The organism is Ruminococcus sp., assembly GCF_017549005.1.
Taxonomy (GTDB): Bacteria; Bacillota; Clostridia; order Oscillospirales; family Ruminococcaceae; genus Ruminococcus.
In genome coordinates this window covers 88,829-103,488 of sequence record NZ_JAFYYT010000047.1, presented here as the reverse complement: position 1 = coordinate 103,488, position 14,660 = coordinate 88,829, and the positions used below count along the sequence as shown (strand labels likewise).

Sequence of the window (14,660 nt, the reverse complement as noted above, 5' to 3'; positions counted from 1 at the left end):
AGTATGGCTCATGTTGAAAGAAACGGAAAACGGAAAACTCGTGATCAACTTGCCAAAAGAAGAGTTCCAGAATTAGGTTACTACTTCATAGTTACTGATACGGAAGAAACTGAACAGAACTATATGTATGGACTAAGAGATTCTATTCCGAAAGAATTACAAGGCAAGTTGGTGATTAAGGTCATTAAAACCAAATCCAATAATCTTGTAGATGAAGCCAGAAATCTTGCCTCCATCAATCCGCAGTACGGCGAGATATGGATAATCTTTGATCGTGATAAGGTCAAGAACTTTGACGAGATAATTCGCCAAGCTGAGGATAAAGGCATTAACGTCGGCTGGACTAATCCATGTATCGAGGAATGGTTCAACGCTTACTTCGGCGCTATGCCTACATATCAGGATTCTGTCGCTTGTTGCAACGGCTTTGCACAGACCTTCAAAAGAGTTACTGGTCAGAAATATGCTAAGTCGGATAAAGATATCTATGAGAAGCTTAATCGTTATGGAGACGAAGGACAGGCAGTAAAACTCGCTCAACAGAAGTACAATGAGCACATAGCAATCGGTAAGGACAAGCCGTCAGAAATGTGTCCTTGTACTACTGTGCATAATTTGGTTGGAGAAATAAAATTGAAGATATCAAAGAGGTGATATTGCATGAACGAAATTGAAAAACATATGCAGCATGAAATGATAAAAGACATGATGAAACAAGCGATAGACAATAATCCCCTTCTGAACCCAATTCAGAAAGAACAGCAAAAAGCACGTGTAGATGCCTGTGCCGCTCAGGCTGACAGAATTGAGAATATGTTATCTATGATCAAATACTTAGGTTTATGAACCAGAGAGAAAGGGGTAACTTATGGTAAATGATAACACTGCCAATGCTCAGGAAGCAAAAGAGAAGGAAATCGAAGCAATCAAGAACCGAAAGCCACGTATGGCTATTTGTTATGACTTTGATAAGACCCTCTCTCCAGATGATATGCAGACATTCACGCTTATTCCTTCTTTTGAAATAGATGCAGCGAGCTTTTGGGAAGAGTCTAATAAGCTGGCTAAAGATAATCTCATGGAAACAAATCTTGCGTGGATGTATCAGCTGCTTCATTATTCAAAGTTTAAGAGAAAGTCAATCCGCAAAGAATATTTCCGAGAAATAGGAAAGGATGTTGCCTTATACAAAGGTGTAGAAGACTGGTTTGACAGAATGGATAAGTACGCAGAGAAACAAGGAATCATTCTTGAGCATTATATTATATCTTCGGGTCTAAAAGAAATCATAGAGGGAAGCAGGATAGCAGATAAATTCAAGCGAATTTATGCTTCATCATACTATTATACTCCAGATGGTGTTGCTGAATGGCCTGCCCAAGCTGTTAACTATACAAATAAAACCCAGTTCATTTTCAGAATAGCCAAGGGAATATTTGAAGAATATGATGACAGAGTTAATGATTCCATGCCAGAAAATAAGCTTTACATACCATATGAAAACATTGTTTACATTGGTGACAGTGCAACAGATATTCCTTGTATGCGTCTTGTGAAGAGTAAAGGTGGGTACTCAATAGGTGTTTATGATCCTGATAAAAATATACGTAAAAAAGTGTATCAGCTTTTTAATGATGGAAGAATCAATTATTTTGCACCTGCGGATTATTCATCTCGCAGTGAACTAACAAAATATGTCAAGCAAATTATTGATGCTGTTGCTGCTAGAGAAAAGATGAAAACTGAGCAGATGGTATTAAATGTTGATGCGGCGTTATTCAACTCTATTAAAGCATTTGAGCAAATGTATGATTTGACTAAACACCAAGCTTCTAAAAAGATGAAAAAAGATATGGAAGAAACTATCAGCGAAATGAAGGCATTTATTCCTGGAAATATAGAATAGTGTATTCATTGATAAATAAGAAGCTAAATAAAGAGGTGATAAAATGGATGAGAAAAAGCCTACAATCAACCTAAATATTGTGCTGTTTAAAGAAACAGTAAAAGACTATACTGATGCATACGAAAAAGGTCCTGATATAAATGCTGTTAATATTAGAGAGGGCATAAAGTATAAGGGGATAATAGTCTACTCTAAAAGTAAACATACACAACCCAAATGGAAAACTTTGGTCGATGAAATATCTGAAAGCAAAATAGATCTATCTGCGAATACATCAAATAAAGCAGCAATTATTGTTAAAATAAGAAGCAGATTTATGGCTGTAGTTTTAGGATATGGAAAAAGCTTATTGCGTGCCGATAAGTTTGAACGGAATTTTGGTTTAAAAGCTGCACTGAACATGATTGAAGAAAAACAAATGAGAAGCATTCAATCAGCTGTAATAGAAGATATGATAGTATCAACTCAGCAACAAGCAAGTCGCAGAACGTCACAAGAAGAGTTTGATCTAAATGCTTACAGTGATATTCTTCGTTCTATTACTGGAAAACCGTATGATGAAGATTTGGGTAATACAATTAGTGGAAAAGATACATTATCCGTTTCTGTTCCTATGGACATAAACGAATTGGGTGAGAAACTAGAAAGATATTTAGAAGCATATCAAGACGATAGATACAAAAGAATTGGTTTCAAATGGGTTGATAATATTAATGAAATCCGGGATACAGAGTTAAAGGAAAAACTGAATGATTGTTTAGGAGAGAGTCTTATAAACAAGGATATTCATAATATGTATATTGCTCCTCCAGATATAATTGATCCGGAATTAATTGAAGGTTATTGTTTTTCAGGAGTCGGAAAGGACTTGAAGGATGTTAGTAATTATTCATTTGATCCGAATTTACTGGAATATTCTGAAAAGCTAGACTCAAACGACACCAAAAGAATAATTGATAAAATTCGCAGGGATAGATTGATGACAATAGATTCAAATGGCGCACAAAATGCTATCTGCAATGTTTTTTCATCAATAGTTTGGGAATGTATATTATCTAATAAAACATATATAATATGGAACGGATCTTGGTATTATATTGAGAACGACTTTTTTAAAGAAGTTAATGACTATATAAGTAATCTTCCGTTATGTCCTATCACGCTTCCATCGTGCGATACAAATGAAAGTGAAGGAGCATATAATGAAAGAGTGGCTCAGAATGATGCTGCAATTTGCTTAATGGACAAAAAACTCATTAGTTTAAAAGGTAGCGCAAAGCAAATTGAGTCTTGTGACTTGTTCGTCAACAACAAGATGATGATTCATGTGAAAAAAAGAGCTAATTCATCTCAATTAAGTCATCTGTTTTCTCAAGGAAGAGTATCTGCTGAGTGTTTTTTGTCTGATGAATTATTTAGAGAGCAAGTATATTTAAAGGTTAAAGACAAACTCGGTGATAATGTTTTTAGTTATAAGGGAAAGCCAAATCCAAATGAATATGAAGTAGTCTATGCGATTATTGCAGAAAAATCAGATTGCTCAGTCAAAAAACTGCCATTCTTCAGCAAAGTAAACTTAATGCTTACTTGTCAAAGCCTAGAACGTACAAGATTTGGGTATTCTATCTGCTTTATAGAGCAAAAATGATTACGTAGTACTTATTATCATAGATATTGAAATATTTACATATCAATTAAAAACGATAAACTTGATTTCTGGTATTGGGTTTATTGAGCTGCCCTGAGCGCCCAGCAGGCTGCAATCAACGAAGGAAAGTAATTCACGACTATATCAAAATCGGCGATTTTACGCTATTTCAGGGCGATGCAGAGATGTACTTCCGGGCTAAGTCCGAGAAGCGTGAATTCCACAATTGGCGTGATATCCGTGTAAACGTGTATGTCTGAGCCGATAGAATAGTTAATGATAAGGCTCTCACAGTCTAAGTCGGTAATAATATAGAAGTTTTTCAACAACTATTATGTAAAGACCTATACAGTGAGCTATGAAACAGAACAGGCAGATACTTCAAACGATGTATCTGCCTGTTTTTTTATAATAACGCTCGAACTTCGAGTAATCTGTTTCTTACAGCTGACAGCTTGCTTTTTCGACCCAATTATGCTACAATATGTATATACTATTCCATATTTTGATTAGAGGTGGCAATGTATGAGTAAGCCTAGTAATACACTGTATAAAGCATTGCAGGATTTTCCTCGTAAACGGATCACATTGGAGGAACTCAGCGGATTATGCTCAGATTCGGAACAACTTAACGAACAGATAAAAGAGCTTACCAATCAAGGTGTATTAGTGCCTATCAAGAGCAGTGGAACAAACGGAAATCAGAAAAATCCTTTGTTTATGCGATACACTATCTGCATTGAAAACACGATACAGGTGTCACCAGATGAGATCAATGCACTCCATCCGAGACTTTCAGCAAATGGATATCTGCTTCGTAATCGAATGCAGTTTGTCAATAACAGGGCGTTTTTGTGCCGTTTGACCGAATGGCTTACCAATCAAAAGGGCAATGATATGATGTCGAGGCGTGAGCGTTCTTTTGCCATCTTCGGTGAAGAGAAGGAATTGGATAATCATTTAAGATTATTGGAAGCTATCGGAATCACAGGAGATATGCTTCGATATTATGAAACGCCTGAACAGTGCTTTTCGGATTATATCCCCGTCCGAAAGTCAACTATGACCTTACTCATTTGTGAAAACAAGGATATATGGTTCAATATTCGTCGCCTTATGTATGAATCCCAAGCTAACACATTATTTGATACTCAAATTGATGGTGTGATTTTCGGGCAGGGCAATGACATCACGGGTAAGGATAAATTCCGTTCCTATGCTGCTTATCTTGGGGCTGATACAATTCGTTTTCTGTATTGCGGTGATATCGACAGAGCCGGCTTTGATATCTTTCTGCGGCTTTGCAAAGCAGCAGAGGAACTACATATCGAATTGTTCCTTCCGGTATATAAAAAAATGCTGGAACTGAGCCGTAACATTCAGCTCCCCGACAGTGAGGATAAGCGATGCATCATTCCTGAAATGTCTGGGATACTACTCAAATTTATGGTTGATGAACAGGAACAGATCACTCATATACTGCAAAATAATAAGCGTCTGCCACAGGAGATTCTTTCGTATCCCGTACTGGCGGAAAACATGAGGTAAGAACATGATTTCAGCAGAAACCAAAGAATTATTACTGGATTTTGAGAAGCGAATGCGATTCGTGAATCTTATCAAATACTGGCTGCAAAGAAGTAAGCCAACGGAGATTCGCGAATTGTTGCATAATGATGATGATAAGACCGACAATCTTATCCTTATGGTAATGGTTTTTATCATGGACAGTACTCTTCGATACGGCGAACGCTGCACAAAACAAGATATCACAGCGTTTCTGCGAGAACTTGCTGATGTGTACGATTATGAACTGGAATCAGCCAAGATACTGGCTGATTATATCATAACAGATGTATTACAAAGCAACGGAAAAGTGCGCTCATTTGATACTTTTTACAACAGCGAGGAACAGTTCAGAGATCAACGCTCACTTATTCTCCTTGAACAGCAAAGCGGCAGTTATGTTCTGACAAATGAAGCGTATGAGTTTTTGTTTAGAACTAAAGAGATTGACAGCGAACTGGATTTTTCTGTTAACCGTTTCAAATTACAGGAGTTTATCAAACGTGGTAACTACGGTAAAGCGCTTCGGGAGAGCCGTGAACTGGTCAGTCGAGTAAGGAATCTGAAAACAAGAATGGATGACTTTATGCTTCGGTGCAGGACCAATATTTCCGAAGTGTCTATTGATGAATATGAGGAGATCGTTGCACAGGTCAGGGATTCCTTTGAGGACGAAAACAAGCAGCTTAGTGATATCCGCACTCTTGTATCAGCAAAGCTGCAAGCAATCGCAGATGCCCAGATCAATACAGACAAAAATATTGGTCAGATAGAACAGGAAATACGAGAAATTCTCAAAAACATTGATATTGTAATAAGTGAGCAGAGCCGTGTATTCAATCAGAAATTTACACTAGCTGAACTATATGCCGTTCTGTTAGACGATAGTTTTTCTTATTTGCAGGCAGGTCGCTTTGACATTGAACAGGAATTATTGCTCCCGTTACAGAAAATGCAGCTGTTCGATACCAGAAGTGTTGGAAGTCTGTTTACTCCGCTTTATCGTCCTTCATTTCCACATTTGTTTGGTCTTGATTTCTTTTACAGCAGGCAGAATGATATCAGAGAGAGCAACAGAGATGACGGTATTGATATCAAAAGCGAGTATGCCGCCGAAAATGTAGCAGATATCAGAAATAAACGATATGTAGATATTATAAGCGGTTTGCTGTCATATACGGAAAACAAACCAGTTTTCTGTTTCAGCGAGTATCTTGCTTCTGCTTCAAAAGAACAGTTACAGGAGCAGATGCAGGAAAAATCATTGCCTGATGTCATGCTGAAGCTCTACGGAATTGGAGAGATTGATGTTGCAGGCTGGCGTTCAGAACAGCAGAATATTATCGTGCCTGTCGGTGAATTTGATCTTTCCTATTGCCTGAGCGAACTTCCCAAAGAATTCGTGCAGATGGAGTCGATACTGATACATAAGCTTGATGAAGTAATCACTTTACTGGATTCTGCGGGCGGCAGTATCAAAATGAATGATTTTAAGATCGAGGTGAGAAGATGAAACCAGAAGGTCTGAAACTGTTTGCAAAACTCATGGAAAAGGGATACATTACCCGTGAACAGGAACCAACATATTATGAGTATTACAACGATCCGGAAATTGCTTCTGAGCTTGCAATCATGGAGCAGGAACTTGACTTCAAGCTTTACAGGACAAACGGCAGGCTTTATCTTCTACCGAATCCAAGCAATGAACTATTTTCACAGGATAACAGCGATTTCCGACGCAGTGTCGGTAATGAAAAGCTGGAAGAGCTATACTTGTTAAATTATATGGCAATCTTTCTTTTGCATGAGCTTTACGGTGGAAAAGGAAATACGCTCCAAACAAGATATTATATAAAAGAGTCGGATTTTCTGGGTGAGTTTACACAGCATTGCGAGCAGGTGCGAACTGAAGGCGAAGTACTGAAAAATGCATCAGCTCAGTACAGTATAGATTTTCTGCGTCTTGCTGACAACTGGCTTGCTAAGCGTGGTGATGAATCCAACTCATCAGATACCAAACACGGCTGTTTTATGAAGATAATCAGAAAGTTCCGTGATGAGGATCTGTTGTATGAAGCAGACGGAGTGTGGAAGCCAACGGTCAAGTTAAATGACCTGATGCCGTATTATTTATCTCAGAATCGTATTGCTGAAATACATTCTATACTGGAAGGAGGAAAGTCAGATGCCGGCGATTCGTAAGATTAGAATTGTCAATTTCAGATTCAATGAAGGTACGAAGCTGATACCAGACGAGATATTCTGTACCGAGAATGCTGATGGAAAACCGATCGATACCCTGCTGAATCTTGATAACGGCGGCGGTAAGTCTGTGATCGTTCAGCTGTTGCTCCAACCAGTTTGCCCGAAAGCAAAGGTTCAGAATCGCAATATTAGCGATTATTTCCAAAAGGGTACAGATCATGCGTTTGTCCTGATAGAATGGGCATTGGACGGTTCCTCTAACAGTCTGCTGACCGGTATCGCATTGGCTGCAAGCACGACAGCAGATGATGAGAACGAAAGCAAAACGGTTCGTTATTACACGTTTATGCACGATTATACAAGAGCCGGCGATAAACTCGACCTGATCAATCTTCCACTTACCGAACGGACGGGCAATCATATCCGTCCTATGTCGTTTGATGAGCTTCGTAAGTATTTGCAGAACAGAAAGGTCGAATATTATCCTTCCGATTCGTTGCGGCGATATCAGAAACGCTTGGAGGAATACGGTATTCTCCACACAGAATGGGAAAATATCCTTGTTCGCATCAATGCAGTGGAGGGCGGTATTACTAAATTCTTTGAGGAATATCGAACCGCTGACAGACTGCTTGACAAGTTCATTATCCCCGGTGTCATGCCGAATGATGCAGCATCAGCGGAAGCGTTGGAAGAAATGTTTGTCCATTATGCTGACAGCTATGCAGGGCAGGAAGAAAATCTTCGCTTGCAGTCACAGATCAAAGCTTTTACGGAAAAGCTGCAAGGGATACTTCCGTTTATGAAGAATATGTGGGATGCCGAAGATGCAAGGATACAGGCAATTCGTTTGCTGGCTGACCATTTATTCACACTTGATCATCATATCAAACTGGAAAGTGAGAAGCAAGCGCAGATCGAACAAACAATAGCCAACTTGAAAGAAAAACTGCATCATATCAAAGTGGAAAAGGCATCGGAAGCATTTTATCTTGCGCAAGAAAGCTATGACAAAGCATTTGAGGAACTTGAAAAATGCAGACTGCAAAAAGATGATGCTGAAAACCAGCGTGACAAGTTTGTCCATATGGTCAAAGTATTGAATGCTGCCAAGGAATACGCAGAGCTACTTGAACTGCAAAATGATGAGAAAGCATTGACTGCACAAATCAGAGAGTTGGAACAGGGAACGCAGGATTTTCGCATTCTTTCCTTGAAGTATTCACTTTCCTTACTGGCAACTGAACTGATTCAACAGACAGAAAGCAATTTGCATCAGGAAGAATTTGCAAGGAAAGAACAATCAGATGCACTCTGTAAGGTAAAAGAAAAGATAGAACAGATTACCACACAACTTAATGAAAATAGTACCAGCTTAAATCAGACTATCGGCAGCCAAAAAATAATGCATGAGCAGATCAATCGGGGGCTGTCAGAGCTTGCTTTACACATCACGGTCATGCTTGACGGCAGTTATTCTAAGGAGGATATCGAGAGTATCCGTTTGGGCTATGATAAAATGATCAAAAATGCAAATAACGAAATTGAAAGATGTCAAAATGAAGCAGAACAGCTCGGGCAGGAGCTTGATGCTCAGGATGCAGAGCGCACAGAGCTGACTGAGACACGGGCAAATTGTAATGTCAGCCTGCAACAGCATGAGACCGCAATGAAACAATACAGCGATGCGTATAACTCTGTTCTTTCTGTACTGGAGCATCTGTCAATACCTGAAAGCCGGTTGTTTACTGATGAGCCGATAACAAATCTTGATAATATACTTGCAAAGCTGAGAGAACAACTGAGACAAACCGAGCATTCAGCTGAATTGCTTACAGAACAGCTCAGATGTATTGAAGCAGGACAGCTACACCTTTCTAAAACAGCAGTTGACTTCTTGCAGGAATCGGGCGTTTCTTTCCAAACAGGCGAGCATTATCTGAATTTTCAGTCACTCAGAATACGTGAGGATATTCTTGCAGTCAATCCGCTTGTCGCTTATGCCGTCATAGTTGATTCCGAAAAAGAGCAGATAAAGCTGCTGTCACAAACAACAGATTTATGGCTGTCGGCTGTTATTCCGGTATATACACGTTCTGAGCTTGCCGATATGGCTGACGGGAAATGGAGTGAGCATAACCGGTTCCTCTCTGCATTTGATAAGGAATACTTTAGTGATGCCTCTGCTTACAAAGATCTCATACAGCAAAGACTTAATGATGCAAAAGCTGAGATTGAACATATTAAGCGTCAGATAAGAGAGTGGGAATCAGAACGCCATATACTCACAGCATTTACATATACCGATGATTATGAACAGCGTATACAGGAACAGATCATTTCCTGTCAATTGGAACTCCGAACCATACAAGATAAGCTATCAGCGCTTGACAAAAGAAAAGCGGATATCAAAAAGCGCACAGAGGAACTTCGTGAACTTATAGATGCAGAGCAACGCATTTTACGCCAGACAGAAAATAATCAAAAAGAATTTGAGCGTATTTGCAGTACAATTTCGCAATATGAAGAACTAAGCAGACAAATAACTGATATGGAATCAGCCTGCAAACAGCTTGCCGCTCAGATCGAGTCAGAGCAAAGGAAAGAAGGCAGGATTACAGAGATCATACAGGAATGCGACGACAAAATCAAGCATTTCAATGAAAAACTGACAGAATATCAGAATTTGACTGTCGAGCTTAAAGACACACCGAAAGCAGAAGTGCTTTCCGAAGATTATTCTGCAATGCTTGCAGAATATCGTATGTATCAGGAGAGTCATTCTGCAAATCTTCAGGAGCTTAATAGACAACTGCAAAAGGTGCAGAAGAGCATAGGAACAAAAGAAAAAGGCATTCAAAGATTTCATATTGAACCAACAGAATATGAAAGCACCACATATTCCGACGATGCTTATCATCGTGTAGCGGAAATGTCTGCTCAGGCGCAAAAGGAATGTGATCAGGCTTCCGAACAGTATTCGGCTGCTGTGGAATGTCATGCTAGAGCCGAAAGCGCATTTGAACAGGCAAAGGCTAAGCTCTCAGAATTGCATACCGAGCTTCTGCCACGATCAGAAGTGGGGGCGGATTTTGAACGCCGTATAGCAGAATGTATGTCTGCTTTATGTGATTCTGAAAAGGTTGAACATGAATGTGCGGATAAATTGACTGATTTGAATGCAGACCGTAAATATACATCTAAATATGCAGAACGATTTAAAGTGGAATATGCAGATTACACGCCAAAACTGTCAGATGGTCTGCAAGATACCAACGAACTTCGTGATACCATAGAGAACTGCATTGAAAAATTGAAACAAACCGAAAGCAAAACGAAGAAGTATCACAGCACAGAGCTTGAACCGTTCAGAAACACGCACACCTTGTTTACGGGAACGCTTGACGGTATTTTATCTGTTATCGACAATCATGATATCGCAGGTGATAAATACTTCACGCTTTACGAGCGTACAGAAGGTGATATAAAACGTTATCAGGATCGCATCGCTCAGCTTGCTGTTTTGCTAAAAGATGTTGAGGACAGCAGAAAGCAGCTTGTCACAAATTGTCTTCAGCGTGTCGGACGGCTGTATGAGAATCTTACGATACTATCAAAGAAGTCAACGATACAGATCGGTAATGCGAAAAAACAGATGATACGAATTGATCTGCCTGTCATTGAACCCGTGAGCGAGCAGCCTGCTGAAAGGATAAATCAGTATATTACAGAGCAGGTGAAAAAATATCTGTCCGAACAGGATTCTTCGGCAAAATCACATCACGAACATCTGGCAATCAGGCGGCTTCTGAATTGCTATATCGGCAAAGAGACCATTCCAATCATTGTTTTCAAGATTGATAAGAATGTCCAGAACAGCCGTTATCGTTCATGGCAGGACGCATTGAAAGCTAATTCTGGGGGAGAACAGTTTGTTGTATTGTTCTCACTGATCGTTTCCGTAATGAATTACACACGGAGTCTAACGAGTAGTCTGAGCACTACAAGTGGAGTGTTGATTCTTGATAATCCGTTCGGACCTATCTCATCACCGCATCTTCTTGAACCGATGTTCCGTATTGCACGGCATTTCCATATTCAGCTGATCTGCCTGACACATCTTGGTACAGCTGCTGTAACGAGCTTTTTCGATATGGTATATCAGCTTCGTTTTAAAAGTCTTCCGCTATCAAACATGGAAATACTGGAAGCCGAGGCTAAACAGCATATGGAACACGCTTATTATTTGTCGGAACAGCTTTCACTTTTTTGATAATAGCAACAGGGCATTGCCAATCAACAGCAACGCCCTGCTTTTTTAATATTCGTCCTCGTCCGAACATTCCTCCAACCCGTGAAGGAGCTGAATGTAAACACACTCTGCTCGTTCGTGTTCTTAGCCGTCCGTGGACATCATGAGTTCAAGGAAATATGCCTTGGCTTCTTCGTAGTCCGTCCAAACCTCACGCTTACCATTATAAACGATAGTAACCTTACTCGATCTCGGCATTGCCAATTCAGGTGTTTTCAACATAGCTTCTGTGCAGAGCTGTTGTATTTTTCTGATAAAGAGGTATCAAATGATAATCTCATTTCTTCTCAAACCTCCCATAATACCTATCCAGCTTCTCATCGCAGATATCCAGTATCCTCCGCACCTCGTCATCGGTAAGATTCTTCCATACCGTCGGTTCGACTTCGATGATGCCGAGAGTTTTGGTATGGCGGAGCATCTGCATATCCTCAAAACGCTTGAAGGGATTGGAGAGGATATTACGTTGAGCATCTTTGTCGGTATAACCGCCCTTTGCAAAGATGCTGTTGGACTTCTCGACCACAAGCCCTGCGCTTCTGCGTTCCTCATAGAAACTGCGGAAGTATGCGGAGATATCATCGAGTTTGACACGCCCTTTGTTGTCAGCGTTGGCAAATATAGCTTTGAGCAGAACAGGCTTGTAGGAGTAGCTCATATCCATCTGCTCAACCATTTCCATGAAAAGCTCCTTGCGGTTGCTGTCGTTTATCAGTTTCCAGCCGTTTGCTTTTGCGGTGGCTTCGAGCGTTTCCTCGGTGAAGTATTTAAGCTGTTTGTGCTCGCTCATGGGTACGATCAGGTCGGGGATTATCTTTCCTTCACGGATATATTTCTCAACTGTCTCGGACTGCACATCAACACGGCGGATAAACTCCATCTGAGATATCATTCCAGCAGCTTCTTCCTGCCAGTTGAAAACATCAACGGCTTCGTAGTCGGTGGCACTTACGGGATAATCTACAAGTGCGACAGGCTTTTCGCCCTTTTCGTATAACGCTTCTTCGGCGGCACGGTCTTTTCCGAGAACCATTTGCCCGGGGCGGTACGTTTTCAGCCTGAATAATCTGTGCAGAGAATAAGGCATATTGTACTGGCTCGCGTTGTCTACGAAGTCAAACACCATGAGGAAATCCTTGCCGTCCGCAAGTCTCATGCCTCGTCCGAGCTGCTGAGTATACAGAACCTTCGACATGGTAGGTCTTGCCATGAACAGCACTTCCGTTTCGGGACAGTCCCAGCCCTCATTAAGCAGGTCGCAGGCGCACATCGCTTTGATCTCGCCTTTCTGGAACTTCGCAAGCATCTCCTTGCGTTCCGAGGATTTCATACTTCCGCTGACCGCGGCGGCGGTAACTCCTCGCTCCCTTATCATCTCCGCTATCTGCTCGGCGTGTTTTACACTTGCACAGAAAATGACAGTTCGTTTGGCGCTGACATATTCCATGAAAGTATCCACGATCAGCGTATTCCGTTCTGGGACAAAGATCTTGCTTTCAAGGTCACGGATATTGTACTGCACACTGTTGAATCGCACCTTTGTCAGGTCGATATTTGTATGTATACGGATACAGCGAACAGGCACAAGTTCGCCTATCTCAACGGCTGTCTGTATATCCAGCTTGTGTGCGGTATTCTTGAATATTTCGATGATATCCTTATCATCTGCACGCTCTGGAGTAGCGGTAAGTCCCAACGTGAATTTCGGTTTGAAATATGCAAGCACCTTTTGATATGTATCAGCAGAAGCGTGGTGAGCCTCGTCGATTATGAGATACTCAAACTCGTCCTCGCGGAACATTTCAAGGTTCAGCGCAACGCTCTGGATACTGCCGCAGACGATAAAAGCGTCACGTTCCTTGACCGCATCGCCGAACTTACCGACAGAAACACCCTCCCACAGTTTTTTGAAAGTTTCATAAGCCTGATTTACGAGCTCTATTGTATGAGCGAGGAAAAGTGTGCGTTTGCCGCAACGCTTTGCATCGCTCACGGCTGTAACGGTCTTGCCCGTTCCAGTTGCATGATAAAGGAGTGCGATAGTTTCGTGATGTTCACGCATTTCTTCAAGGGACTTCAATGCCGCAAGTTGATGCTCTTTGAGTTGTAGATCCTCGGCATTGATAGTCTTTCCACGCTGTGCGGGAAGATAATCTGCTATTTCACGAAACAGCGGATGCGAGCCGAGAAAAATCCTGAGTTCGTCCTTTACGGTATCGGGCTGTACCTGCAACTGACGCACCGCCCAGCGGTAAACTTCCCACCCGTTATGGATCATGCTGTTCTGTTTCAGCAGATCGTCATAAAACTTATTGCGTGATACAACAGACGGATTGTGACTTGCTTCATCATCTATCTCGATAGCGATACGCTTTCCGCCGTTTTCAAGGAAGAAATCAGCATAGCGGTCGTTCTGATATATATCGGTGAAGTGATACTGCGGGTAAAGAAACGCCGCCTTTTCCGCACCGAAGGCGTCCGAAAAAAGCTCTATAAACAGATTCTCGGGTGCGCTTCCGCTCGGTGTAACAAGTCGTTCACTCATTGCCGTCCTCCACATACTCCAGGTATATCTTGTCCTTGAATCCGCCGCGCTTTTCAGCCTTTTCACTGCGGACTTTTTCAAGTTCCGATACCGACCACCCTCTTGCTTGGGCGATAGCGTACATAACTTCAAGCATATCAGCAAGTTCCTCGATACTCTTATCAACTTGATACTCGGCAACTTCCTCGCCTAGCTTTTTATCCAGCTCGGCTATGTATTCATCTTCTGTGAGGATATGGGTATGTGCCGTCTTTCCGGCGTTTGCTATTATCTCAGGTATTTTGTCACGGACAAGTTTATTGTGTACTGCTCTCATTTTATCACGCTCCCTAGCAAAGGCTTTTATTTGCTTAAATTATACCATTTTATATGCTATATGTCAATGAATAAAAGACTATAATCCATATTAGTTAATGACTGTTCCATTATATGAAAAGGCTCCCAGAAATCCATCTGAGAGCCTCGTTTCATATTTATG

10 protein-coding genes and 1 pseudogene are annotated in these 14,660 nt (G+C 41.0%); 8 read left to right on the top strand and 3 right to left on the bottom strand.

Annotation, left to right across the window (positions count from 1 at the left end):
• The first annotated feature begins 3 nt into the window (after positions 1–3).
• From IKW96_RS12095 to IKW96_RS12060, 8 genes are all read left to right on the top strand, one after another.
• Positions 4–654: an RloB family protein gene (locus IKW96_RS12095; protein ID WP_296575160.1), complete on the top strand. Its 651-nt coding sequence runs from the start codon at positions 4–6 to the stop codon at positions 652–654.
• Positions 655–660: 6 nt separating this feature from the next.
• Positions 661–846, top strand: a complete 186-nt coding sequence (locus IKW96_RS12090; RefSeq protein WP_009984301.1) for a hypothetical protein — start codon at positions 661–663, stop codon at positions 844–846.
• 22 nt (positions 847–868) lie between these two features.
• On the top strand, positions 869–1,906 hold the full coding sequence (locus IKW96_RS12085) for an HAD family hydrolase (protein WP_296575156.1): 1,038 nt from the start codon (positions 869–871) through the stop codon (positions 1,904–1,906).
• A gap of 43 nt (positions 1,907–1,949) precedes the next feature.
• A complete protein-coding gene (locus tag IKW96_RS12080; protein ID WP_296575153.1) occupies positions 1,950–3,554 on the top strand; it encodes a DUF6119 family protein in 1,605 nt (534 codons plus the stop codon).
• A 525-nt stretch (positions 3,555–4,079) separates the two neighbouring features.
• On the top strand, positions 4,080–5,102 hold the full coding sequence (locus IKW96_RS12075; protein ID WP_296575151.1) for a Wadjet anti-phage system protein JetD domain-containing protein: 1,023 nt from the start codon (positions 4,080–4,082) through the stop codon (positions 5,100–5,102).
• 4 nt (positions 5,103–5,106) lie between these two features.
• Positions 5,107–6,633: a hypothetical protein gene (locus IKW96_RS12070; protein ID WP_296575148.1), complete on the top strand. Its 1,527-nt coding sequence runs from the start codon at positions 5,107–5,109 to the stop codon at positions 6,631–6,633.
• A complete protein-coding gene (locus tag IKW96_RS12065; RefSeq protein ID WP_296575144.1) occupies positions 6,630–7,322 on the top strand; it encodes a DUF6063 family protein in 693 nt (230 codons plus the stop codon). Before IKW96_RS12070 ends, IKW96_RS12065 begins: the two co-directional genes overlap by 4 nt.
• A complete protein-coding gene (locus IKW96_RS12060) occupies positions 7,306–11,598 on the top strand; it encodes a hypothetical protein (RefSeq protein ID WP_296575141.1) in 4,293 nt (1,430 codons plus the stop codon). The genes IKW96_RS12065 and IKW96_RS12060 overlap by 17 nt, the downstream gene beginning before the upstream one ends.
• Before the next feature lie 45 nt (positions 11,599–11,643).
• On the opposite strand, the pseudogene IKW96_RS12055 reads toward IKW96_RS12060, so the two are convergent.
• The 3 genes and pseudogenes from IKW96_RS12055 to IKW96_RS12045 all read right to left on the bottom strand — a co-directional run bounded on the left by IKW96_RS12055 (position 11,644) and on the right by IKW96_RS12045 (position 14,498).
• A pseudogene (locus IKW96_RS12055) lies at positions 11,644–11,859 on the bottom strand (hypothetical protein).
• Between the two features lie 55 nt (positions 11,860–11,914).
• Entirely contained in the window at positions 11,915–14,182 is a 2,268-nt protein-coding gene (locus tag IKW96_RS12050; protein WP_296575137.1) for a DEAD/DEAH box helicase, read from the bottom strand.
• Positions 14,175–14,498 (bottom strand): nucleoside triphosphate pyrophosphohydrolase, encoded by a 324-nt coding sequence (locus IKW96_RS12045; RefSeq protein WP_296575134.1) that lies wholly within the window; start codon positions 14,496–14,498, stop codon positions 14,175–14,177. The genes IKW96_RS12050 and IKW96_RS12045 overlap by 8 nt, the downstream gene beginning before the upstream one ends.
• Positions 14,499–14,660: the final 162 nt, after the last annotated feature.